This window comes from Streptomyces sp. NPDC046925, from assembly GCF_040644915.1.
Classification (GTDB): Bacteria; Actinomycetota; Actinomycetes; order Streptomycetales; family Streptomycetaceae; genus Streptomyces.
Window position 1 is genome coordinate 170280 of sequence record NZ_JBEYWZ010000011.1, and the last position, 24614, is coordinate 194893.

General features: G+C 72.2%; 18 protein-coding genes. 13 read left to right on the forward strand and 5 right to left on the reverse strand.

The features are described 5' to 3' along the window. The first annotated feature begins 116 nt into the window (after positions 1-116). Positions 117-533 carry a cobalamin B12-binding domain-containing protein gene (locus ABZ906_RS34495; RefSeq protein ID WP_361182230.1) on the forward strand — a complete coding sequence of 139 codons (417 nt, stop codon included), beginning with the start codon at positions 117-119 and terminating at the stop codon, positions 531-533. A 242-nt stretch (positions 534-775) separates the two neighbouring features. Here ABZ906_RS34495 and ABZ906_RS34500 read toward each other — a convergent pair whose 3' ends face one another. Both ABZ906_RS34500 and ABZ906_RS34505 read right to left on the reverse strand, forming a co-directional pair. Further along, the gene (locus ABZ906_RS34500) at positions 776-2446 is read right to left on the reverse strand and encodes a DUF5691 domain-containing protein (protein WP_361389674.1); all 1671 of its coding nucleotides are present in this window, start codon (positions 2444-2446) and stop codon (positions 776-778) included. 481 nt (positions 2447-2927) lie between these two features. Then, complete coding sequence (locus ABZ906_RS34505) at positions 2928-4310, reverse strand: SWIM zinc finger family protein (protein WP_361389676.1); 1383 nt, start codon at positions 4308-4310, stop codon at positions 2928-2930. 155 nt (positions 4311-4465) lie between these two features. Between ABZ906_RS34505 and ABZ906_RS34510 the strand changes: the two genes are divergently transcribed. The 7 genes from ABZ906_RS34510 to sucD all read left to right on the forward strand — a co-directional run bounded on the left by ABZ906_RS34510 (position 4466) and on the right by sucD (position 14623). Continuing rightward, positions 4466-5656: an AAA family ATPase gene (locus tag ABZ906_RS34510; protein ID WP_361389678.1), complete on the forward strand. Its 1191-nt coding sequence runs from the start codon at positions 4466-4468 to the stop codon at positions 5654-5656. A gap of 96 nt (positions 5657-5752) precedes the next feature. Then, complete coding sequence (locus ABZ906_RS34515) at positions 5753-8311, forward strand: DUF5682 family protein (protein WP_361389833.1); 2559 nt, start codon at positions 5753-5755, stop codon at positions 8309-8311. 551 nt (positions 8312-8862) lie between these two features. Beyond that, positions 8863-10005 carry a VWA domain-containing protein gene (locus tag ABZ906_RS34520; RefSeq protein ID WP_361389835.1) on the forward strand — a complete coding sequence of 381 codons (1143 nt, stop codon included), beginning with the start codon at positions 8863-8865 and terminating at the stop codon, positions 10003-10005. 136 nt (positions 10006-10141) lie between these two features. Continuing rightward, positions 10142-11047, forward strand: a complete 906-nt coding sequence (locus ABZ906_RS34525; RefSeq protein WP_361389680.1) for a hypothetical protein — start codon at positions 10142-10144, stop codon at positions 11045-11047. A 118-nt stretch (positions 11048-11165) separates the two neighbouring features. Beyond that, entirely contained in the window at positions 11166-12146 is a 981-nt protein-coding gene (locus ABZ906_RS34530; protein WP_361389682.1) for a hypothetical protein, read from the forward strand. Positions 12147-12514: 368 nt separating this feature from the next. Further along, on the forward strand, positions 12515-13693 hold the full coding sequence (gene sucC / locus ABZ906_RS34535; RefSeq protein ID WP_361182216.1) for an ADP-forming succinate--CoA ligase subunit beta: 1179 nt from the start codon (positions 12515-12517) through the stop codon (positions 13691-13693). 45 nt (positions 13694-13738) lie between these two features. Continuing rightward, on the forward strand, positions 13739-14623 hold the full coding sequence (sucD, locus tag ABZ906_RS34540) for a succinate--CoA ligase subunit alpha (protein ID WP_361389684.1): 885 nt from the start codon (positions 13739-13741) through the stop codon (positions 14621-14623). 182 nt (positions 14624-14805) lie between these two features. On the opposite strand, the gene ABZ906_RS34545 is transcribed toward sucD, so the two are convergent. Continuing rightward, a complete protein-coding gene (locus ABZ906_RS34545) occupies positions 14806-16170 on the reverse strand; it encodes a helix-turn-helix domain-containing protein (RefSeq protein WP_361389686.1) in 1365 nt (454 codons plus the stop codon). A gap of 158 nt (positions 16171-16328) precedes the next feature. Here ABZ906_RS34545 and ABZ906_RS34550 point away from each other — a divergent pair, with 158 nt between their 5' ends. Further along, positions 16329-18128, forward strand: a complete 1800-nt coding sequence (locus tag ABZ906_RS34550; protein WP_361389688.1) for a DUF6350 family protein — start codon at positions 16329-16331, stop codon at positions 18126-18128. Between the two features lie 586 nt (positions 18129-18714). Here the strand turns inward: ABZ906_RS34550 and ABZ906_RS34555 are convergent. Beyond that, positions 18715-19569, reverse strand: coding sequence for a hypothetical protein (locus tag ABZ906_RS34555; protein ID WP_361389690.1), 855 nt, complete (start codon positions 19567-19569; stop codon positions 18715-18717). 296 nt (positions 19570-19865) lie between these two features. Between ABZ906_RS34555 and purN the strand changes: the two genes are divergently transcribed. Next, positions 19866-20495, forward strand: a complete 630-nt coding sequence (gene purN / locus ABZ906_RS34560) for a phosphoribosylglycinamide formyltransferase (RefSeq protein ID WP_361182208.1) — start codon at positions 19866-19868, stop codon at positions 20493-20495. After that, complete coding sequence (purH, locus tag ABZ906_RS34565) at positions 20492-22063, forward strand: bifunctional phosphoribosylaminoimidazolecarboxamide formyltransferase/IMP cyclohydrolase (protein WP_361182207.1); 1572 nt, start codon at positions 20492-20494, stop codon at positions 22061-22063. The genes purN and purH overlap by 4 nt, the downstream gene beginning before the upstream one ends. Positions 22064-22138: 75 nt before the next feature. Here the strand turns inward: purH and ABZ906_RS34570 are convergent, their stop codons facing one another. Then, positions 22139-22762, reverse strand: coding sequence for a hypothetical protein (locus ABZ906_RS34570; protein WP_361182206.1), 624 nt, complete (start codon positions 22760-22762; stop codon positions 22139-22141). 266 nt (positions 22763-23028) lie between these two features. Between ABZ906_RS34570 and ABZ906_RS34575 the strand changes: the two genes are divergently transcribed. Together ABZ906_RS34575 and ABZ906_RS34580 are read left to right on the forward strand one after the other, a co-directional pair. Continuing rightward, positions 23029-23895: a bifunctional methylenetetrahydrofolate dehydrogenase/methenyltetrahydrofolate cyclohydrolase gene (locus ABZ906_RS34575; RefSeq protein WP_361389691.1), complete on the forward strand. Its 867-nt coding sequence runs from the start codon at positions 23029-23031 to the stop codon at positions 23893-23895. 19 nt (positions 23896-23914) lie between these two features. After that, positions 23915-24430 (forward strand): DUF3017 domain-containing protein, encoded by a 516-nt coding sequence (locus ABZ906_RS34580; protein ID WP_361182203.1) that lies wholly within the window; start codon positions 23915-23917, stop codon positions 24428-24430. The last annotated feature ends 184 nt before the right edge of the window (positions 24431-24614 follow it).

Sequence of the window (24614 nt, forward strand, 5' to 3'; positions counted from 1 at the left end):
ACACCGTGAAACTGCCGGGTGCGAGATGCTGGGGATAACGTTCGTTCACTTCCCCGGCCGGTGCGGCACGGGATACCAGTGCTCGGACAGATGGATATCGGTACATGGAGGCAGTGATGGGTGTGGCAGCCGGTCCGATCCGCGTGGTGGTGGCCAAGCCGGGTCTCGACGGTCATGATCGCGGGGCCAAGGTGATCGCGAGGGCACTGCGTGACGCGGGTATGGAGGTCATCTACACCGGCCTGCATCAGACGCCCGAGCAGGTGGTGGACACCGCGATCCAGGAGGACGCCGACGCGATCGGTCTGTCCATCCTCTCCGGTGCCCACAACACGCTCTTCGCGCGCGTGATCGAGCTCCTCAAGGAGCGTGACGCGGAGGACATCAAGGTCTTCGGCGGCGGCATCATCCCCGAGGCGGACATCCCGCCGCTCAAGGAGAAGGGCGTCGCGGAGATCTTCACTCCCGGTGCGACGACGGCGTCGATCGTGGACTGGGTACGGGCGAACGTCCGTCAGCCCGCGGGAGCCTGACGGCCGACGCGCCGCGGCGGGGGCGTCCGGCCTGGCCGGCCTTCCCCGCTCCGGGGTGACGGTGTCCGGCTTTCGCTGCTCCAAGCCTTGCGCCGGGGTGAGGGCTGATGGCTGCTTTCGCCTCGCGGAGGGCGCGGCGAGTGCAGAGGGCGCGGAGAGCGCGGAGAGCGCGGAGGGTGTTGAGGCGCAGCCGTCGGCTGGGGCAGCCGGGTGCCTCAGCTTCTCGGTGGGGTTGCCTGACATCACGGCACCTCCCGGTTTCCCGGCGCCGTGCCCGGCCGCCACGGCTCCGCGCCCAGCTCCGCCCGCATCGCCGCGCGTAGACGCAACGTGCTGACCAGGCGCTGGAATGCCTCCGACCAGTACCCGCCCGCGCCGGGCGACGCGTCCTCCGGTTCGTCCGGTATCGCGGTCAGTACGTCGAGACGGACCGCCTCCGCCGGGTCCAGGCAGCGCTCGGCGAGGCCCATCACGCCGCTGAAGCTCCAGGGGTAACTCCCGGCGTCGCGGGCGATGTTCAGTGCGTCGACCACGGCCCGGCCCAGCGGCTCCGACCAGGGCAGCGCGCACACGCCGAGCAGTTGGAACGCCTCCGAGAGGCCGTGTGTCGCGATGAACCCCGCGACCCATTCGGCCCGCTCCCCGGCCGGTAGCGCGGCGAGGAGTTTCGCGCGCTCGGCGAGCGACGCCGCGCCGGGTCCCGCCGCATCAGGAGACGAAGGGGGCCCGAGCAGCGCACGCGACCAGACCGCGTCACGCTGCCGCACGGCCGCGCGGCACCACGCTGCGTGCAACTCGCTCTGCCAGTCGTCGGCCACGGGCAGCGCCACGATCTCTGCGGGGGTCCGGCAGCCGAGCCGCTCCGGCCAGATGCCGAGCGGGGCGGCCTCCACCAGCTGGCCCAGCCACCACGACCGTGCGCCCCGGCCGGCAGGCGGCTTCGTGATGACGCCGTCGCGCTCCATGCCGGCGTCGCACTCGTGGGGCGCCTCCACCGTGAGCGTCGGCATGCTCTTCGTGCCCTGCGCAAGGTCGATGGCCACGCAGGACGCCGCCCGGTCCGCCATACGGGCGGCGAGGGCGGACGCGGGGAGCGCGGAGAGGAGCTCGGCCGCCGTGGCGCGGACGTTGCGGCTGCGGTCGGTGAGGGCCTGCTCCAGGAACGGCTCGTCCGCGTCGCACAGTTGCGTGCGCAGGGAATCGAGGAACATCAGGCGGTCCTCGGCCCGCTCCGTGCTCCAGGTCGCGGCGAGCAGATCCCGCGCCGCCGCCGGGTCATGGGCCCGCACCGCGCCGAGCAGGGCGACGCGTTCGGCGAAGAGGCCCTCCTCCCACAACTGTGTGACCAGCGCCTTCTCCTCCGGGGCCGGCAGGGTGACCCCGCCGCCCGGAGCGGAGCGGAGTGCGAACTTCCAGTCCGGGTTGAGCCGCGCGAGCCACAGGGCCCGCGGTCCCGCGAAGGCGAGGGCCTGCGGCCGGAGGTCGGTGCGTCCACGGGCCGCGTTCAGGAGGGCCGGGAGCAGTTCGGGCGGTGCCGCGAAGCCGCGGTCGTTGGCCATCGCCAGCCACTGGGGCAGCAGTTCCATCAGGTCGGGCACCGCGCCCCGGCGTCCTCCGCTGCCCGCGCCGGGGTGATCGGTGAGCAGGGTGGCGAGCCTGCGCCGGGCCGTGGGCGGCACCGGGGGCCTGGGGTCGTCCGCGGCGGGCTCGGGAAGCGCGGCGGCGGGCGCGGGGCGGAGTCCGGCTCTGCGCCTGAGGGTCTGTACGGCTGCCGCGTCCAGGAGGGCGGCCGGCGCGGCCTTGTCCCCGGTCCGTACGGGGGGTGTGCGGCGGTCGGTGCCGAGGAGCGCGGCGGTGACCAGGTCTTCCCAGGGGGCGACGGTCGCTTCGGTGAGTGCGGTGGTGCCGGTCATGTGGACTCCTCTCTCGGGCGGATCTCCCGGTTCTCGGGTGAACCTCCCGGTTCTCGGACGGATCCGGGTTCGCGGGTGGATCCCGCTCTTCGGGCCGATCCCCGTTCTCCGGTGGGTACCGGTTCCTCGGTGGGTCCCGGTTCTGCGGTCACTCGCGGTTCTGCGGTGGGCCTCGGTTCTCCGGTCGATCCCGGTTATCCGGTAGGCCCCGGCTCTTTGGTGGGTCCCGGTCCTAGGGCGGGCCTCTCGGTCCTTCGTGTGGATCTGCCGTCCTGGATCTGCCGGAGGACGTTGCTCTGCACTTGTGGCGCTTTCTGCGGGTGCTGTCAGCGGGTGCTGCGGTGCTGTTGCTGCCGCAGTGCTCCGCCCGGCCCTGCGCCGCGCTGTGCGGACCCGGCTCCGCGCATACGCGGCAGAGCTCTCTGGGCGCACATCGGTGACCACAGGGCGGTGGCGGTGCGACGGCGGTGAGGCGTGGTGCTCAGCACAGGGGCACCGCCTCTCCCACTCCGCGCGGCCAGGCCGTCAGAGGGGTGAAGCCCTCGTGGCCACACTCACCGAAGACCGTCACGGGAGCGCCTCCGGAGAGTGACACCAGCCGCCACAGGCCCGCTCGAGCCGCCGCGGAAGGGGTGATGGGCAGGGCCATGCCGCCTTCCGCATCCGCCAGTTGCCAGCCGTCGGACGCGGGGCCCTGGAGCGGGGTCGGTATCACCTCGCCCAGCGTCACCGGCCAGGAATCCAGCCACGGGTCCTCCCTCAGCACCTCGCCGTAGAGGTGCGTGGCCTGTTCCGTTCGTACGCCCGGCGGACGGGCCGCCGTCGACGCGGGGGCACCGAACTGTTCGCCCAGATCGGCCCGTAGTTGCCCGGCGCCCGGATACGCGGTCAGCTCGGCGTCCAGCGCGAGGCCGACCGGCAGCGCGAGCGCGGGCGCGCGGCCCGCGGCGCCGTACGACAGGAGCAGGGCCGTCCGTCCCGACTCCGCGCCGTACAGCCATATCCGGCGGGTGGTGAGCTTGCTGTCCGCCGTGTCGTACTGCGCGAGCACCAGCCAGTGGTCACGCACCGGCCCGCCCGCAGCCGACGTGGGCAGGCCTATGCGGGAGCGGACCGTGGCCGCCAGAGCCTGCGGCAGTTGCTCGCGGCGCAGCCAGCCCTGGTCGAGGAGGTGGAGGAGCGCACACTCCTCCAGCATCCGCACCGGCCAGCCCGGCCCGGAGGAGGGAATCGCGCCCAACTCCCGCACCCTCGCGGCCAGTCCGGGAGCTTGCGCGTCGACCATGCGGGCCGCCGTCTCCTCCCACAGCCCGTACCCGGTCTGTTCTGCGGAGGCCATGCCGCCGCGCAGCAGATCGGAGAGGCGCTGCTCCAGCTCCGTCACCCCCGCCGTGACCCGCTCGGCCCGCCGCTCCGCCCTGCGGCGCGCGGCCTCGGGATCAGCGGGCGCCGAGCCGGGCGCCGCGTCCGAAGTCCGCTTCGTCTCCGCTCTCTTACGGCGCCCCGTCAGCCACTCCTCCGCCCAGGCCGGCGGCTGCCCGTCCGGCACGGCACCGACCGTCCCGTCCTCGCCCGCCCAGAGCAGCAGCAGTCCGAGCGCGTGTTTGCACGGGAACTTGCGGCTCGGGCAACTGCATTTGTACGCCGGCCCCGCGGCGCCGGCGATGTCCGCTATGTCGACGACCGTCTGATACGGCTTGCTGCCACTTCCCTTGCACAGGCCCCACACCGTCCCCTCGCCCGAACTGCCCGCCTCCGACCATGGGCCGGCGACGCCGAGTTTGCTTCCCGCCTTGCGTGACGGGGCGTCAGGTGCCAATGCAAGGACCTGATCCGCCGTCCAGCGCACCCCCTGCTGAGTCATGTAATCGAAGGTAGATCCCACCACTGACAATCGGCCCCTCGCTCGATGTCTGCGCAGGTCAGCGGCGTGCGGAGGTCGATTGTCAGTGGCGTGGTGCACGGTTGGAATCACATCCGGGCCAGATGCGCTCGGACGAGTTGGAGGGGGATCGCTCCATGACCGTGTCCGTCGATTCGACGACCTCGACGACCGAGAACCAGCCCGCGCCCGTATCCACATCCACACCCGAATCCACACCCGCGTCCGCGGCCGTGCCCGCGGGTGAGGCGGAGGCGCTGCGACCGCATGCCGAGCATGCTTTCGCCGCCGAACTGGCCGCGCTCGCCGCACAGGACGACCGGCCCCGGCCTGCCCGCTGGCGGCTCTCGCCATGGGCGGTCGCGACCTATCTGCTCGGCGGGACGCTGCCCGACGGGACGGTGATCTCGCCGAAGTACGTAGGCCCGCGCCGCATCGTCGAGGTCGCCGTCACCACCCTCGCCACGGACCGCGCCCTGCTCCTGCTCGGCGTGCCGGGCACCGCGAAGACCTGGGTGTCCGAGCATCTGGCGGCCGCCGTCAGCGGCGACTCGACGCTGCTCGTGCAGGGCACGGCGGGGACGCCGGAGGAGGCGATCCGGTACGGCTGGAACTACGCGCAGCTGCTCGCGCACGGACCGAGCCGCGACGCGCTGGTGCCCAGCCCCGTCATGCGGGCCATGGCCGACGGCATGACGGCGCGGGTCGAGGAGCTGACCCGTATCCCCGCCGACGTGCAGGACACGCTGATCACGATCCTGTCGGAAAAGACACTGCCCATACCGGAGTTGGGACAGGAGGTGCAGGCGGTCCGCGGCTTCAACCTGATCGCCACGGCCAACAACCGCGACCGCGGCGTCAATGACCTGTCGAGCGCGCTGCGCCGCCGCTTCAACACGGTGGTGCTTCCGCTGCCGGAGAGCGCCGACGCGGAGGTCGACATCGTCTCGCGGCGCGTGGACCAGATCGGGCGCTCGCTCGATCTGCCCGCAGGGCCCGAGGGGATCGACGAGATCCGCCGCGTCGTCACCGTCTTCCGCGAGCTGCGGGACGGCGTCACGGCCGACGGCCGTACGAAGGTGAAGTCGCCCAGCGGCACGCTCTCGACGGCCGAGGCGATCTCCGTGGTGACGAACGGCCTCGCGCTGGCGGCCCACTTCGGAGACGGCGTGCTGCGGCCCGGCGATGTCGCCGCGGGCATCCTCGGCGCCGTCGTCCGTGACCCGGCGGCGGACCGCGTGATCTGGCAGGAGTATCTGGAGGCGGTGGTCCGTGAGCGGGACGGCTGGAAGGACTTCTACCGCGCGTGCCGTGAGGTGAGCGCGTGACGGGGGCGGGTGTGACGGCCGTGGGCGTGATGGGCGTGGGCCTGATGGGCGCGGGAGTGACGGTGGCTGGTTCGTGTGAGCGCGGGAGGGGCGGACATGGGCGACGAGGTGCGGGGGACGATTCGGGCTGGCGAGGGGCCGCTGTTGCTCGGTGTGCGGCATCACGGGCCGGGGTCGGCGCGTGCGGTACGGGCCGCGCTTGAGGCAGGCCGGCCGCGTGTGGTGCTGATCGAGGGGCCGCCGGAGGCCGACGCGCTGGTGGGGCTCGCGGCGGACGAGGCGATGCGGCCGCCGGTCGCGCTCCTCGCGCATGTGGTGGACGAACCGGGCAGGTCGGCGTTCTGGCCGCTGGCCGACTTCTCGCCGGAGTGGGTCGCCATCCAGTGGGCCGCGGACGCCGGGGTCCCGGTCCGGTTCATGGACCTTCCGGCGGCGCATTCGCTGGCGCAGGCGGAGGCAGAGGCGGAAGCGGGGGACGCGCCGGAGGGGGAGCCGGGCGAGCCCGGGGCTCCGGGGGACGCGGACGCGGTGCGGATCGACCCCCTCGCGGTGCTCGCGGAGACCGCCGGGTACGACGACCCCGAGCGGTGGTGGGAGGACGTCGTCGAGCACCGGGGCGGGGGCGGTGACGTATTCGCGCCGTTCGACGCGCTCGGCGAGGCCATGGGGGTGCTGCGCGAGGAGTACGGGACGGGCGGGCACGACCGTGACCTCGTGCGCGAGGCGTACATGCGGATCCAGGTGCGTTCCGCCCAGCGGGAGTTCGGGGCGGACGACGTCGCGGTCGTGTGCGGGGCGTGGCATGTGCCGGCGCTGCGGCAGAAGGTGACCTTGGCGGCCGACCGGGCGCTGCTCAAGGGGCTGCCCAAGGTGAAGGTCGACATGACCTGGGTGCCCTGGACACACCGCCGCCTCTCGCGGGCGAGCGGGTACGGAGCGGGGATCGCGTCCCCCGGATGGTACGGGCATCTGTTCAGCGCGCCGGACCGCCCCGTCGAGCGCTGGCTGACCAAGGTCGCGCGGCTGCTTCGGGACGAGGACAGGCTCGTGTCGTCCGCGCACGTCATCGAGGCGGTACGGCTCGCGGACACGCTCGCCGCGATGCGGGGGCGTCCGCTGCCGGGGCTAACTGAGACCACGGACGCGGTCCGTGCGGTGATGTGCGAGGGCTCCGACGTGCCGCTCTCCCTCGTGCACGACAAGCTCGTCGTCGGGGACGTTCTCGGGGAGGTGCCGGACTCCGCGCCTGCGGTGCCGTTGCAGCGCGATCTCACGCGGATCCAGCGGAAGCTGCGGCTCAAACCCGAAGCTCTGGAGCGGGAGTTGGAGCTCGACCTGCGCAAGGAGACGGATGCGGCGCGCAGCCGGCTGCTGCACCGGCTCCGGCTGCTCGGGATCGGCTGGGGCGAGCCGGCCGTGTCGCGGGGTAGCACGGGGACGTTCCGGGAGACCTGGCGGCTGCGGTGGGAGCCGGAGCTTTCCGTGCGGGTGGCCGAGGCGGGCGTGTGGGGGACGACCGTGGTGGCGGCGGCCACCGCCCGGGCGCAGTCCGATGCCATCGGTGCCGGGGCGCTCGCCGATGTCACGGCGCTGGCCGAGCGGTGTCTGCTGGCCGAGCTGCCGGACGCGCTGCCGGTGGTGATGCGGGTCCTGGCGGACCGGGCGGCGCTGGATGCGGACGTCGGGCATCTGGCGCAGGCGCTGCCCGCGCTGGTGCGGTCCCTTCGGTACGGGGACGTGCGGGGCACGGACACGGCCGCGCTCGGTGAGGTGGCCGTGGGACTTGCCGAGCGGGTGTTCGTCGGGCTGCCACCCGCGTGCGCGGGGCTCGACCAGGACGCGGCCCTCGAGATGCGGGGGCATGTGGACTCGGTGCACCAGGCGGTGGGGCTGCTGGGGGAGTTGGGTGGCTCGGGGTCTGCGGATGCGGCTTCGGCTGCGCCTTCGACCGCGGGTGCGGATACGGCTGCGGGCGCGGACACGGCTGCGAGTGCGCCTTCGGGGGATGGGGGGACGGCACGTTCGGGTGGAGCGTCCCTGGTGGGCGCCGGTATACGGGGCCGGTGGTTCTCCGTGCTGAGGGTGCTGGGGGAGCGGGACAGCATCGCCGGGGTGGTGCGTGGGCGGTGCGTGCGGATTCTGCTGGACGGCGGGGAACTGGCGGAAGGAGAGGCCGCCCGGTTCATGGGGCTTGCCCTGTCCCGGGGTACCGAACCGGCTGAAGCCGCCGCCTGGATCGAGGGGTTCGTGGGCGGTGGGTCCGGGGGCGGCATGTTGCTCGTGCATGACGAGCGGCTGCTCGGGCTTGTCGACGACTGGCTGAGCGGGGTTCCCGACCGGGCGTTCACCGACGTGCTGCCGCTGCTGCGGCGCACCTTCTCGGCGTACGAACCGGGAGTGCGGAGGACTCTGGGCGAGCTGGTGAGGCGCGGGCCGGCGGTCGGGAGCGGTTCCTTGGCCCTCGCCGGCGGGATACCCGGCTTCGGTCCGGAGCTTGACGCCGAGCGCGCGGATGCCGTTCTGCCGGTGCTGAGTCTGTTGCTCGGGGCTGAGATCGGAGTCGGGACCGAGGCCGGTTCCGGGGGCGGGGCCGTGCCCGGTGCCGGTGCCGGTGACGGCAGAGGTGACGGTAACGAGCTTGTGGGGGTGGGCTGATGATGCGGGACGAGCGTGACGTGGGCCGGGGAATGGCAGGGGGCGCGACCGCGGGGGCGGGGCGGGGAGCGAGGGCGGCCGTGAAGCAAGACGGGGCAGCGGGCGTTCCTAGGGGCGGTACGGCAGGCGGCGTGGCGCACGGCGGGGCGGTGGGTGCAGCTCAGGGCGTGGAGTCGGCCGTTGCTCGAGTCGGGGGAGCAGCAGACGCAGGGGGAACTGCGGCTCAGGACCCTGTAGGGGTGGTAGCAGAAGGAGGGGCGGGGGCCGTGGTCCGTGCTCGGGCAGCAGGGGCGGGGCGCGGGGAGGCGGAGGCTGCCGTGCGAAGCGGGGGAGCAGCCGGAGGACGAGGCGGAAGCGGGGGTGTGGTCGGAGGGCGCGGCGGGGCAGGGGGAGAAGTGTCAGAGGGCGTAGCGGGCGTTTCTCGGGGCGGGATGGCAGGCGGCGCGGTGCGCGGAGGGGTGGTTGGTGTGGCTCAGGGTGTGGGCGGTGGTGCTGGGGATGGTGTGGCGGATGTTGCAGGTGGGGGTGTTGGGGGCTCTGTGGGGGAGCGGATGCGGCGGTGGCGGCTTGTGTTGGGTGGGGGTGCCGGTGATGGGACGGGGTGTGAGCTCGCCGGGCGGGATGCGGCGATGGACGGGGCGCTCGGGGCGCTGTACGGGGGAGGGGGCGCGGGGAAGAAGGATCGGTCGCGGGATCGTTCGGCGGGGCTCGGGGCGTCCGCGCCGTCCGTTTCGCGCTGGCTCGGGGACATCCGGAAGTACTTCCCCTCGTCCGTCGTGCAGGTCATGCAGCGTGACGCGATAGAACGCCTCGGGCTGTCCACGCTGCTCCTGGAGCCGGAGATGCTCGAGGCCGTGGAGGCCGACGTGCACTTGGTGGGGACCCTGCTCTCCCTGAACAAGGCCATGCCGGAGACGACCAAGGAGACCGCGCGGGCCGTCGTGCGCAAGGTCGTCGAGGACCTGGAGAAGCGGCTCGCCACACGCACCCGCGCCACCCTCACCGGCGCGCTCGACCGCAGCGCACGCGTCAGCAGGCCGCGCCACCACGACATCGACTGGAACCGCACGATCGCGGTCAACCTCAAGAACTACCTGCCGGAGTACCGGACGATCGTGCCCGAGCGGCTCGTCGGGTACGGGCGGGCGTCGCAGTCCGTGAAGAAAGAGGTCATCCTCTGCATCGACCAGTCGGGCTCGATGGCCGCGTCGGTCGTCTACGCCTCGGTGTTCGGCGCCGTGCTCGGTTCGATGCGCTCGCTCAACACGCGGCTCGTCGTCTTCGACACGAACGTCGTCGACCTCACCGATCAGCTCGACGACCCGGTGGACGTGCTGTTCGGCACACAGTTGGGGGGTGGCACCGACATCAACCGGGCGCTCGCGTACTGCCAGTCGCAGATCACCCGGCCCGCCGACACGATCGTCGTGCTCATCAGCGACCTCTACGAAGGGGGGATACGCGACGAGATGCTGAAGCGGGTCGCGGCGATGAAGGCGTCCGGGGTGCAGTTCGTGACGCTGCTCGCGCTCTCCGACGAGGGGACGCCCGCGTATGACCGGGAGCACGCGGCGGCGCTTGCTGCGCTGGACGCACCTGCCTTCGCCTGTACCCCGGATCTCTTCCCGGAGGTGATGGCGGCGGCGATCGAAAAGCGCCCACTGCCCATACCGGACATGAATACGCATCAGTAACAGGGGGCTTGCGCAAGGGCGGGCGGCCCGTGCGAGGATCGGCGGGCTCAACTTCCGGAGTATTGCGCTCCGTGTATCACCGCCTCGCCCGCCCAGTACCGGCCGGGTGCCAGCCCAGTAGAGGAACTTCCTCGTCTTGACTTCCGCAGCCGTCGTTCTGCCCGGTGCCGCTGTGCGCATGCTGCGCGCGGTGGCCGGGCGGCGTGCGCTGCAAGTGGTGCTGTTGCTGGCCGGGTTGCTTGCGCTCGGGTTCCTCTGTGGTGAGCGTGCGCATGCGGTGGACGGCGTGCCGGCTCCGGAGCGTGTGGAGTCGGCGCGGGCTGCGGGGCCGGCGGGGTCGGCACAGCCGGTGCGTGAGCGGGTGGCCGAGTCTGTGCGGGACGGTCGCGAGACCATGCGGAACGGTCGTGAGGCCGTGCGCGAGGCGGCGGTCGAGCCTGCGGCCGATGCCGTGGAGCCCGTGGTCCGGAGCGCGCGGGGTGTTGTGCGGCCGGTCGTGGACGGGGTCACCGGAGTTGTCGAGGGCGCGCCCCAGCGGGTGCTGCCCGAGACACCCGACCTGCCGGGCGCGCCCGGCGTCCCCGGCAGCCCCGAGCAGCCTGGCCCCGGCCATGGTGCGGGCGCAGGTGACGAGGCCCGGGCCCCGAATGCCGGGCAGGGTGAGGTGACAGCGCGGGCGCACGAGGCTCGAGCCGAGTCCTCGTACGGCACCGGCACCGGCACCGGCATCACCTACGCAGCCGGTCAGCAGGCACGCGGCAGCGCGCCGTTCAGTGACGGCTTCGGCTCCGGCGCCTCCGACGAAGCGCGCCGCACCGGACACGGGCCCATCCCGTTCCCGTTCCCGTCCGCGCCCGGTGATCCGGGGCGGACGCTGGGCGGGCAGTCGGCCGGTGACGGGGGTTCGACGCGGCACGGCGATCCGTGTGCCGCCTCGTACGGCAGCCGTGCGCCGGTGCGGCTGCTGCCTGGTGCCGGGGCCGTCCAGGTCTCCGCGCCGGTCCGCGAGCGACACCGGGACATTCTCGAATTCCCTGGCTAGGGCAGCCCTTTCCCCGCGAAGACCTGCCGCGCGGGGGTGGCAAAGGTCTGCCCGCCGACCGGACACGGACACGTCCGGGTCGGTTTCATCGCCAGAATTCGAAGGATCTGAAGCACGCATGAACAAGAACATCCGTCGTTCCATCGTCATAGCCGCCGGTGTCACGGGAGCCTGGGCGCTCGGATCGGCCGTCGCCAGCGCGGACGAGCTGCCGCAGCACTCCATCGCCCTGCCGGACAACACGTCCGACGCGGTCGCCGACGTCACGGGAGATGTCGCTGACGTCACCGACGCTGCTGACATCACCGATGCCGCCGATGTCACCGACGTCCGGGGCAAGGCGAAGTCCGCCGCGGCCGACGCGAAGGCCACCGTCACCGACGTCCGGGACAGCGCGAAGTCCACCGTCGCCGACGCGAAGTCCACCGTCTCCGACGCGAAGGCCACCGCGCCGAAGCACGCCGCCCCCAAGGCCCCCGAGGTCACCACCCCGCACGTCACCACCCCGGACATCACCACCCCCGAAGACTCCGTCGACTACCTCTTCGGTCCTCTCTCCGCGTTCGCCTCGGACCTCGACGACACCAGGGCGACCGCCACCCCCATCGCCGACGAGACCGCCGAAGCCGTGCTGCCGCCCGTCGCCGCCACCGCCGTCGACGGTGTCGTGCCGGTGGCCGGGCAGGCGGTCGGCGACGTCTCCTACCTGGCGCAGGGCGTGGCCGGTGACGTGACGCCGTTCGCGGGCGGGGTCGTCGGCGAGGTCCCGCCGTTCGCGCAGGGTGTCGTCGCGGAGGACGTGCAGCCCTTCGCGGGCGGTGTCGTCGGTTCGGTCTCGCCGCTCGTGGAGACCGTCGCCGACCAGGTGCGGCCCGTCGTGCAGGGCGTCGGCGGCAGCGTGGACGAGCTGGCATACGGCGTCACGGGTGACGTTCGGCCGTTCGCCGGTGGTGTCGTCGGCCAGGTCTCGCCCTTCGCGCAGGACCTGACCGGCACCGTCGCCCCCGACGCGCGCTCCCTCGCCGGGAACGCCGTCACGGGCGTCCACGGCGTGGCCGACTCGGTCACCCCGAGCTACCTCTCGACGTACGCCGTCTGACAGCTGGAGCAACAGCTGGAGCAACAGCTGGAGTGAAGGCCGGAAAGACAGCTCGCGCGGCGGTGCGAGCTGTGGCTCCACCAGTCGTAACAGGAGCAAACGGGCGGTCCCTGACACCCCCGGGGGCCGCCCTTCCCCCGCTCGCATCCGTGATCTGTGACAGTCATCACCGCCCAAATGTGATCTGCGATTTAGGGACCTACGGCCCACGGCGATAACCTGCGAGACGGACATGCCGCGTATCGGACTCCGTCCTACGCCTCCCTTGTGACAGCGCAGTCACGTTGCCCTCCGCGGCACGCCCACGCAGACAGCTGACCACAAAGCAGCGAGATCGCAGCGAGATCACGGAAAAGGGACGGACGCGCGTGGACCTGTTCGAGTACCAGGCGAGGGACCTCTTCGCCAAGCACGGTGTACCGGTGCTGGCCGGTGAAGTCATCGACACGCCTGAGGCGGCGCGCCAGGCCACCGAGAAGCTGGGCGGCAAGTCGGTCGTCAAGGCACAGGTGAAGGTCGGTGGCCGCGGCAAGGCCGGCGGCGTGAAGCTGGCCGCCAACCCGGACGAGGCCGTCGCTCGCGCGACGGACATTCTCGGGATGGACATCAAGGGCCACACGGTCCACAAGGTGATGATCGCCGAGCTGTCCCCGGAGATCGAGGCGGAGTACTACGTCTCGTACCTCCTCGACCGCACCAACCGCACCTTCCTCGCCATGGCGTCGGTGCAGGGCGGCATGGACATCGAGGAGGTCGCGGAGAAGACCCCCGAGGCCCTCGCGAAGGTCCCGGTCAACGCCGTAGAGGGCGTGAACATCGAGAAGGCCCGCGAGATCGTGGCCCAGGCGAAGTTCCCGGCCGACGTGGCCGAGGGTGTCGCCGAGGCCATGGTGACCCTGTGGGAGACCTTCGTCGCCGAGGACGCGCTCCTCGTCGAGGTCAACCCGCTGGTCAAGACCAAGGACGGCCGCATCCTGGCCCTGGACGGCAAGGTCTCGCTCGACGAGAACGCCGACTTCCGCCAGGCCGACCACGCGGCGCTCGAGGACAAGGACGCAGCCAACCCGCTCGAGGCTGCTGCCAAGGCCAAGAACCTCAACTACGTCAAGCTCGACGGCGAGGTCGGCATCATCGGCAACGGCGCGGGTCTCGTCATGAGCACCCTCGACGTCGTCGCGTACGCCGGTGAGAACCACGGCAACGTCAAGCCGGCCAACTTCCTCGACATCGGCGGCGGCGCTTCGGCCGAGGTCATGGCGAACGGCCTGGAGATCATCCTCGGCGACCCGGACGTCAAGTCCGTCTTCGTCAACGTCTTCGGCGGCATCACCGCCTGCGACGAGGTCGCCAACGGCATCGTCCAGGCGCTCGAGCTGCTCAAGTCCAAGGGCGAGGAAGTCACCAAGCCCCTGGTCGTGCGCCTCGACGGCAACAACGCGGAGCTGGGTCGCAAGATCCTGAGCGACGCCAACCACCCGCTCGTGCAGCGCGTGGACACCATGGACGGCGCGGCCGACAAGGCCGCCGAGCTCGCGGCCGCACGGTGACATTGCGCGTCTCCGACACGACAAGGGACTAGGTAAAGAACAGCCATGGCTATCTTCCTCAACAAGGACAGCAAGGTCATCGTCCAGGGCATGACCGGTGCCACGGGCATGAAGCACACCAAGCTCATGCTGGGTGACGGCACCAACATCGTCGGCGGTGTGAACCCGCGCAAGGCCGGCACGTCCGTCGACTTCGACGGCACCGAGGTACCGGTCTTCGGCACCGTCGCCGAGGCGATGGAGAAGACGGGCGCCAACGTCTCCGTCCTCTTCGTGCCGCCGGCCTTCTCCAAGGCCGCCGTCGTCGAGGCGATCGACGCCGAGATCCCCCTCGCCGTCGTCATCACCGAGGGCATCGCCGTCCACGACTCCGCCGCCTTCTGGGCGTACGCGAAGTCGAAGGGCAACAAGACCCGCATCATCGGCCCGAACTGCCCCGGTCTCATCACCCCGGGCCAGTCGAACGCCGGCATCATCCCGGGCGACATCACGAAGCCGGGCCGCATCGGCCTGGTCTCGAAGTCCGGCACGCTGACGTACCAGATGATGTACGAGCTCCGTGACATCGGCTTCTCGTCGGCCGTCGGCATCGGTGGCGACCCGGTCATCGGCACGACGCACATCGACGCGCTCGCCGCGTTCGAGGCCGACCCTGAGACCGACCTGATCGTCATGATCGGTGAGATCGGCGGTGACGCCGAGGAGCGTGCGGCGGACTACATCAAGGCCAACGTGACGAAGCCGGTCGTCGGCTACGTCGCCGGCTTCACCGCGCCCGAGGGCAAGACCATGGGCCACGCCGGCGCCATCGTCTCCGGCTCCTCCGGTACGGCTGCCGCGAAGAAGGAAGCGCTCGAGGCTGCGGGCGTCAAGGTCGGCAAGACGCCGACCGAGACGGCGAAGCTTGCGCGAGCGATTCTCGCGGGCTGAGTTTGCCTGAACCGTTTTGAAGTGGGCCCGCATCTCTCTTGCGAGAGGTGCGGGCCCACTTTGCTTGCCTGTCTGCGGGCGGGCTGCGGCTGGTCGCGCAGTTCCCCGCGCCCCTGAAGGATGCGCAGTTCCCCGCGCCCCTGAAGGATGCGCAGTTCTCCGCGCCCCCGCAGGGGCTCTCCTCATCTCGCCAGCGGTGTCAGTCTCTCCGGGCCGTTCGGCAGGGCATCGCTGAGCTTCTTGTGGAGGATCTGGTCCTGGTACGTCAGGCTGCCCGGGCCCATTCTCGGGGGGACTCCGCTGATGGCCTTGCCGGGGGCCCTGGGCGGTTCGTAGTGCGTGGGGGCCGTTCGCAGGGTGAGGGCCGTCGCGCCGACGATCAGGGCGGTGAAGGCGATGGCCGCGCGGGTCCAGAAGCGGGCGCGCTGCTCGCTGCCGGTGCGTACCCGGCCCGGGTTCGGGGGCCGCAGCTTCTCCGCGCCGCAGAGCTCGCCGAGTCGCTGGTGCAGGGCGTCGGGCGTCGCCGCCTGTTCGGGGAGCTTCTCGGCGACGAGTTCGCGGGCGTGCAGCAGCCGGTTGGCCGTCGCGGGCGTGCTCGCCTCCGTCTCGGCCGCCGTCTCGGGCAGATCGAGGCCGACGCCGTCGTAGAGCAGCAGGGTGCGGCGCTGCGCGGGCGGCAGGCTCATCAGGACGTCGAGGAAGGCGCGGTCGTCCGGTGCGGCGGGCGGGGCGTCCGGCTGCCGGAGGGCGGGGCGCAGCCGGTGCCAGGGGGACATCGCGTACTCGTACGCCGCCGCGCGCACCCAGCTCTCGGGGTCGCGGTCGACGGCGACCTCGGGCCAGCGCTGCCAGGCGAGCTGGAAGGCGCGCTCCACGGATTCCTGGGCGAGGGTGCGGCGCCCGGTGAGGAGATAGGTCTGGCGTACGAGGCCGGGGGCGCAGGTCGAGCAGAGGGCGTCGAAGGCTTCCGCGGGGGTCGCCGGGGCAGCGAGCCCGGACGGCTCGGCCTGCGGGTCGGCGGCCTGAGCGGCGGCGGCCTGAGCGACTGCCGTCGTCGGCCCGGCAGACACATCAGCCCCGGCAGACACATCAGCCCCGACAGACGCATCAGGCACGGCAGACGCGACAGCCATGGCCGACGCATCAGCCCCGGCCGACACAGCGGGTTCCGGCCGGGTGTGGCCGTTCATCGCGGCGCCGACCGGGATGCGCGCGGGGGATTTGCCGCCCTTCGTGTCGAGGGCGGGCGGCAGATCCTCGGTCCAGCTGTTCCGCCGCGTCGAACGCTTGCCCGCTAGGGTCAGCTCGTTCGCGATCTCGGCGAGGAGCTCCGCGTACGCCGCCCGTCTGCGGCCGCGCGGCGTCGAGCGGCCCGACTCCCAGGAGCGGACCGTCTCCCGTGAGACGCCCACCTTCGCGGCGATCTCGGCCTGGCTGAGGGATTTCGCCGCGCGCAACCGCCGCCGTTCCTTGGGGGGTGGCAGCGGAGGGGGTCCCGCCTGGGGAAGGGGAGTCGAGCGCTTGGGGGCGGCAGGGCTCTGGGTCATGTGGGACTCTCCGCGCCGTGGGCCATGGGCCTTCGTGCGGCGGGCGGCCGGGCGTGACTGACCCGTCGTACGAAAAAGTACATAAACGTATATTGAGCGACACATCCGATATTCGCTTGTTACGGGGAGAAAGCGCGTGTCGTTGGGAGCATGGCGGCGTGACTCAAATCACCCACCGCAGCTCACCGTTGCCGCGCCTGCGGCCGCTGATCGAGCGGGTACGTGACCGCTCACCCGGACTGGCGACCTGCCTCTTCGGAGGGGCCGTCGCGGCCGGGCTCGGGCTCGGCTCGTGTGCCGTCCTGGTGATGGTCCTCTGGATCAGCTCGCCCTATCCGGACAGCGGGCCCAGCGGGGCGCTGCATGTCGCCGCCGCGGTGTGGCTGCTCGCCCACGGCACGGAGCTGATCAGGACGGACACGCTCTCCGGGGGGCCGGTGCCGCTCGGCGTCACGCCCATGCTCCTGATGGCCCTGCCGGGCTGGCTCGCGCACCGGGCGGCGCGGGACGCGGCGGATCCGGAGGAGCGGGGGATGGCGCCGCGGACCGCGTGGTGCGGGGTGGTCGGCGGCTACCTCCTGGTCGGCGTCGCCGCGACGCTGTACGCGGCCGGTGGTGAGCTGCGGCCGTTGTGGCCGAGCGTGGTCCTGCATGTGCCGCTGCTCGTGGGGGCCGCGGCGGCGGTGGGGGTCTGGACGGCGCTCGGCAGGCCGGGCGGGCCGCTGCCGCTCCTGGTGCGGGTCGGTCTGCGCGCCCTGCCGGCGGCCGTACGTCCCTTCTTCGTACGTCGCTACGTCAGCGCCGTCACGCGGGCCGGAGCGGCGGGGGCGGTGGTGCTTGTCGGCGGGGGAGCGTTGCTGGTGGCGTTCTCCCTCGTGCTGCACGGCGGATTGGTGCGGGCGTCGTTCGCGCAGGTCACGGACGTGTGGTCGGGGCGGTTCGCGGTGCTGCTTCTTGCCATGGCGCTGGTGCCGAACGCGGCGGTGTGGGGCGCGGCGTTCAGCCTGGGCCCCGGTTTCACGCTGGGCGCCGGGAGCGCGGTGGGGCCGCTCGGCGTGACCGCGGGGCCGCTGCTGCCCGCGTTCCCGTTGCTCGCGGCGGTTCCGGAGCCGGGGCCGGGGTCGCCGTTCACGTGGGCGGCGGGGGCGGTGCCGCCGGTCGCGGGGCTGGCCGTCGGGTGGTTCACGGCGCGGGCGGCGGCGCCTGTTCTCGGTCAGCGCGAGCGGGCGTGGACACGCAGGCGTACGGCGCTGGTGGCGCTGGTGGCGGCGGCGTTGTGCGGGGTGATTCTCGCGGTGCTCGCGGCGCTGGCGGGCGGGCCGCTGGGCGTGGCCGCCCTGGCCGACTTCGGTCCCGCGTGGTGGCTGACGGGGCTCGCGGCGCTGGGATGGACCGGGGCGGTGGGGGTGCCGGGCGCTCTCCTGGGCCGGGCGTGGCGTGTGCGGCCCCGCCGGGTGAAGCCGCCCCGGCCTCCGCGGTTCAAGCGGCGTCAAGCGAAACCGCCTCGCGCGAAGCAGCCGGGGGGTGTGCTGCGCCGGCTCACCCTGCGCAGGGCCGCTGCCCCTGAGGCCACGACACCGGGAGCGACCCCGCCCACGGCCGCGCAGCCCGCAGCCGCAACGCCTGGAACCGCGCAGTCCGCAGCCGCATCGCCCAACCCCGCATCGCCCGGAGCCGGGCAGCCCGAATCAGCGCCGCCCAAGGCACGCCGGGCCTGGCTCAGGCTGCCGAAGCCGCGCGTCCCCCGGTTGCGGGGCCTGCGCCCGCGTCGCCAGGACCCGCCGCCCCCGGTGCCTGCGGACGCGGAGCCGTTCGAGCCGTACGACTTCCTGCCGGACGCACCTGCCGTGGACACGGCGGACTGGGGCGTCGCGGACTGGCACGACGAGGCGTCCCGCGAGACCCGCTGGGCGGCCCTGCGCGACGCCACCGCAAAGGAACCCCCACCGGGCCCCTGACCCCCCACCCACCACTCGGCCGACCCCGGCCCTGCACCACCGGGCCGGGCCCCGCTTTATGCCGCCGGGCTGGTCCGCGGCCCTGCACTGCCTCGCCGGGCCCTGCTTTGTGCTGCCGGGCTGGTCCGCGGCCCTGCACTGCCTCGCCGGGCGCCGTCCTGCGCTGCCGGTCTGGTCCACGGCCCTGCGCTGCCTGGACGGCCCCGCCTTGCGCTGCCGGGCTGGGTCACGTCCCCGCACCACCTGGTCGAGTCCCGCCTTGCGCTGCTGGGCCGGCCCACGGCCCTGCACTGCCTCGCCGGGCGCCGTCCTGCGCTGCCGGTCTGGTCCACGGCCCTGCGCTGCCGGGCCGGGCCCCGCCTCGCGCTGCCGAGCTGGGTCACGTCACCGCGCCGCCTCGCCGGGCCCCTGCCCGGCACCCCCGCACCGCCCCGCCGGCCCACGGCCCAGCACCCCCGCACCGGGCCCCGCCCCGCCCCCGCCGAGCAAAGCCCCAACGCGGGGCAAGGGCAAGGCCCAGCGTCGAGCCCCAACACGGAGCAAGCCAAGGCCCAGCGCCAAGCCCCCCCCGGCAGCCGGGACCGGACTAATCGCGCTCGCTCAGAAGTGGGCGCAGCTGCTTGGGCAGGAGGTTTTCGCATTCCTGTTGTGACTGGCTCGTGAGCGCATCGCTCACGCACGTGTAGTAGTCGCGGTACACCAGCTGCGCCGCGAACGTCGCCGCCACCATCGCGAGCGCGAGCGACGCCGTCACCAGGCCGCTGATCGCCGCCGTCCGCTGCGGCTTCCCGCCCGCGGGGTCGGCCGCGGGCTGCTGCGCGGCGGGCGTCGTCGGGTCCGGCTGCTTCTGCTTGGCCCGCAGCGAGCTGATGCCCCAGTTCAGGGCGAGCGCGCCCAGGAGCAGGGCCACGTACCGCCAGCCGAAGAGCGCGAAGAAGAACGCCCACATGCCGGAGAGCAGTGCGTACCGCGCGCGGCGCTGGGCCGGATCGGTCGGGTCCCAGCGCATCCCGCTGCCAGGCCCTGACCCGGAGCCGGACGGCCCGTCGGGGCCCTGCTGGCCGGGCCGGTCGCCGAAGCCGCCGCCCTGGGAGCGGCCGGGCTGCCGGTCGCTCCACTGGCTGCCCCAGGGGGAACGCCCCTGGTCGTCGGAGCCGTCGGAGCCGTCGCCGCCGTTGCCGGGGCGGGGCCGCCACGGCTGGTCCGGCGTGCCCTCCGGCGGCGGCGCGAAGGGATTGTCGTCCTTCTTCCCCGAGCTCCCCGAGCTCCCCGAGCTCCCCGAGCCCGGCGATTCGGCGTCCCCGGAGTCGCCCGAGTCCGGGGAGGAACCCTGCGGAGGGGACGACGGGCGGCCGTCGCGCAGCAGCGTCGAGCCGCGCTCCCCTCCGTGCGTCAACCCGAACGCGAAGGACAGCGGGAGGCGGAGGCTACGGTCCGGCATCAGGTGTGCGTCTTCCCCTTGGTCGAGCGAGCTTCTTAACGGTGTCCGGGACGGTGCTCTGGACGGTGTGACGCCATGTGACGTCTTGGTGCAGACGCTACCTTCCGGCCGCGCCCCCGTCCCGTGAGGGGCCGCACCGTGTGCCGGTATCGTTGCTGACGGTCGGCCGCTTCGTAGAGTTCCCCGTATCGCGAGGCACGAAGCTTTTGTACGACCGTACAAAGCCTCGCCGCACAGAGCCTCACCGTGCAAAGCCGCACCGTACGAACACGCACCTCGCGAGAAAGGGCCCCGCTGTGGCCAAGAGCCCTGTGGCCAAGCGCCTCGTCGTGCTGGTCTCCGGATCAGGTACGAATCTGCAGGCTCTGCTCGACAAGATCGCGACGGACGGTGCGGCGGGCTACGGCGCCGAGATCGTCGCGGTCGGCGCCGACCGCGACGGCATCGTCGGGCTGGAGCGCGCCGAGAGCGCCGGGATTCCCACCTTCGTCTGCCGGGTGAAGGACCATGCGACGCGTGACGAGTGGGACGCGGCGCTCGCCGAGGCGACCGCCTCGTACGCACCCGATCTGGTCGTGTCGGCCGGGTTCATGAAGATCGTGGGGAAGAAATTCCTCGCACTGTTCGGCGGCCGGTTCGTCAATACGCACCCCGCCCTGCTGCCCAGCTTCCCCGGGGCCCACGGTGTGCGCGACGCGCTCGCGTACGGCGCGAAGGTCACGGGATGCACCGTCCACTTCGTCGACGACGGCGTCGACACCGGCCCGATCATCGCCCAGGGCGTGGTCCCGGTCGGGGATGAGGACGACGAGAGCGCTCTGCACGAGCGCATCAAGGAAGTCGAGCGAAGGCTGCTCGTCGATGTCGTGGGGCGTCTGGCCCGTAACGGCTACCGCATTGAGGGACGAAAGGTATTTATCCCGTGACCGCCGAAGGTACGCACGCCTCGCAGCGCCCCATCAAGCGCGCGCTCATCAGCGTCTATGACAAGACCGGGCTCGAAGAGCTCGCGCGCGGGCTGCACGAGGCCGGCGTCGAGCTCGTCTCCACCGGTTCGACCGCCGCGAAGATCGCCGCCGCCGGGGTGCCCGTCACCAAGGTCGAGGAGCTCACCGAATTCCCCGAGTGCCTGGACGGCCGGGTCAAGACGCTGCACCCCCGCGTGCACGCCGGGATCCTCGCCGACCTGCGTCTGGACGACCACCAGCGCCAGCTCGCCGACCTCGGCATCGAGCCGTTCCAGCTGGTCGTGGTGAACCTCTACCCCTTCAAGGCGACCGTCGCCTCGGGCGCGACGCCCGACGAGTGCGTGGAGCAGATCGACATCGGCGGCCCCTCGATGGTCCGCGCCGCCGCCAAGAACCACCCCTCGGTGTCGGTCATCACGAGCCCCGACCGGTACGCCGACGTGCTCGCCGCAGCCCGCACCGGCGGCTTCGACCTGACCGCCCGCAAGCGCCTGGCCGCCGAGGCGTTCCGCCACACCGCCGAGTACGACCTCGCGGTCGCCTCCTGGTTCGCGGACGACTACGCCGCCGACGACAGCTCGGACTTCCCCGGGTTCATCGGCAGCGCGTACGCCCGCAAGAACGTCCTGCGCTACGGCGAGAACCCGCACCAGGGCGCCGCCCTCTACGTCGACGGCAATGGCGGCCTCGCGGAGGCCGAGCAGCTGCACGGCAAGGAGATGTCGTACAACAACTACACGGACACGGACGCCGCGCGCCGTGCCGCGTACGACCACGACGACCCCTGCGTCGCGATCATCAAGCACGCCAATCCCTGTGGCATCGCGATCGGTTCGAACGTCGCAGAGGCGCACCGCAAGGCGCACGCCTGTGACCCGCTCTCCGCGTTCGGCGGCGTGATCGCCGTCAACCGCCCGGTCTCCAAGGAGATGGCGGAGCAGGTCGCCGACATCTTCACCGAGGTCATCGTCGCGCCGGAGTACGAGGACGGCGCCCTCGAAGTCCTCACCAAGAAGAAGAACATCCGCGTCCTGCGCGCCCACCAGGCCCCGGCCAACACGGTGGAGGTCAAGCAGATCGACGGCGGTGCGCTCCTCCAGGTCACCGACCGCCTCCAGGCCGAGGGCGACAACCCCGCCAACTGGACGCTCGCCACGGGCGACGCGCTGAACGCGGGCGAGCTGGCCGAGCTCGCCTTCGCCTGGAAGGCGTCCCGCGCGGTGAAGTCCAACGCGATCCTGCTCGCCAAGGACGGCGCCTCGGTCGGCGTCGGCATGGGCCAGGTCAACCGCGTCGACTCCGCGAAGCTCGCCGTCGAGCGGGCGGGCGAGGAGCGGGCGCACGGCGCGTACGCCGCCTCGGACGCGTTCTTCCCGTTCCCCGACGGCCTGGAGATCCTGACCGCCGCGGGCGTCAAGGCCGTGGTGCAGCCGGGCGGTTCGGTCCGTGACGAGCTGGTCATCGAGGCCGCGAAGAAGGCGGGCGTGACGATGTACTTCACGGGTACGCGGCACTTCTTCCACTGAGCACCAGCAAAAACCCACGGGCCGTGCCCCCTGTCGAGGGGGCACGGCCCGTGGGTGTGTATCGCCTGAAACGCCTCAGTAGCGAGGCCGGTTGAACCACGCGGTGCCGCTGGGCACGACCGGGGCGATCGTGATGATGACGGCGAACGTCACCCAGATCAGCGGGCCGATGATGGCGGTCGCCAGACCCGAGTCGAGGCCGATGAACAGCATGATCAGGCCGACGACGCCGCCGAGCGCGCCGTAGACGACCGTGGTGATCCGGACGCCCTGGCCGCCGCGGCTGAACTTCACGCCCAGCATGATGGAGAGGACCGCAAGACCGGCCGCGATGAGCGCGCCGATGACCGCGATACCGGCCACGGCGTCACCTGCCTCGCCCATGCCGGTGAGGCCCAGGTCCTCGCCGCTGTCGCCGGCGTCGCTCGCGATCGCACCCACGTAGAGGTAGATGATCGCGAAGAGGATCTGCACCGCCGAGATCAGGAACAGGAAGACGCGCGCGGTGACCAGGAGCCCCGGCATCGACTGCTGCATCATGTTGCCGCCCGGGTAGCCGGGGTAGGCCGGCTGCTGCGGGTAGCCGTAGCCCTGCTGCGGCGGGACGCCGGGAGGGGCCTGGGGGTAGCCGTAACCGGGAGCGGCCGGGGGCTGCTGGGGCGGCTGCCCGTAGGGGTTGTTCGGGTCGCCGTAACTCATGGCGGTCTTCCTCCGTCGGGTAGTGCGGGGACGACGCGGCACATCACGGAGGAAAGTTCTACAGATGCGGTCCGTCCCCCCGACACTGCCCGCGGCACTGTGTCGCATATCGTTCTTTAAGCCAGGCTTATTTGTCCAGCCGCATTCACTATGTGTTGTGCAAGTGCAACAGAGCTGGTCAGGTCCCGGGACACAGCTGGGACACAGCCGGGCCGCAGCGCCGCCCTGATTGGTACCGGGCGGGTCTCATCCGGGAAGATGGAGTCATGACCGCCCAGATTCTCGATGGCAAGGCCACCGCAGCCGCGATCAAGTCCGAACTGACCGCCCGCGTGGCGGCCCTGAAGGAGCGGGGCCTGACCCCCGGCCTCGGGACTGTTCTGGTCGGTGACGACCCGGGCAGCCAGAAGTACGTCGCAGGCAAGCACCGCGACTGCGCGCAGGTCGGCATCGCCTCCATCCAGCGCGAGCTGCCCGCCACCGCGACGCAGGAGGAGATCGAGGCCGTCGTCCGCGAGCTCAACGACGACCCCGCCTGCACCGGCTACATCGTGCAGCTCCCGCTGCCCAAGGGCATCGACGAGAACCGCGTCCTCGAACTCATGGACCCGGCCAAGGACGCCGACGGCCTGCACCCGATGAATCTCGGCCGCCTCGTCCTGAACGAGCCCGCGCCGCTGCCCTGCACGCCGTTCGGCATCATCACGCTCCTGCGCCAGTACGGCGTGGAGATCAACGGCGCCGAGGTCGTGGTCGTCGGCCGCGGTGTGACGATCGGCCGCTCGATGCCGCTCCTGCTCACCCGCCGCTCGGAGAACGCGACGGTGACGCAGTGCCACACCGGCACGCGCGACCTCGCCTTCCACCTCCAGAAGGCCGACATCATCGTGGCCGCCGCCGGAGTCCCGCACCTGATCAAGCCCGAGGACGTCAAGCAGGGCGCCGCGGTCCTGGACGTCGGCGTCTCGCGCGACGAGAACGGCAAGATCGTCGGCGACGTGCACCCCGGCGTCCGTGAGGTCGCGGGCTGGATCTCGCCGAACCCCGGCGGCGTCGGCCCGATGACCCGCGCACAGCTGCTCGTCAACGTCGTCGAGGCGGCCGAGCGCGCCGCGTCCGCCGCCGCGAGCTGAAACGGGAAAGGGTGAGCCCATGAGCGCAGAACCTGACCAAGGGGCATCGCGGGCCGACGTGACGGAGGCCGACGTGAAGGAGGCCGGGGCGGTGGAGGACACCGAGGCCAAGGGCGCCGTCAGCGCCCCCGCCCCCGGCGGTCCGAAGAAGACCACCCGGCGTTTCCCGCTCCTGACCCGGGACACCGCGCGCCCCGAGGGCGGCGGCCGCGCCGCGGGCGGCGACGCCCCCGCACCCGCCCGGCAGTGGCCGCTGCTCAGCGTGCTCTCGACGGTGGGGATCGGCCTGCTGCTCACGGCCTTCGACGTGTTCCGCGTCGGCACGATCCTGGTCGGCCTCGCGCTGATCGGCGGCGCCGTCCTGCGCTGGGCGCTGCCCGGCGTCGGCATGCTCGCGGTGCGCTCGCGCTTCACGGACATGGTCACGTACGGCGGCCTCGGGGCCGTCATCGTCCTGCTCGCGCTGATGGCGCAGCCGAACGGCATGCAGGTCCCGTTCCTCGACGGCATCCTGCACTTCACGATCAGCAGCTAGCGCCCGGACCGGCCCGCGGCGTTCGCTCGTCCTCTCCCCCGCGGGAGGACGAGCGCGCCGGTGCAAGAAGTTACGGCTGCGGGGGCGGGGGCGTCGTCCCGCGCCGGGTTGATGTCCGGGTACGCCCCGCGGAGTACGGCCGTGGTTCCTGCAACTTCCGCGGTACCGCGGAAGTTTGACGTAT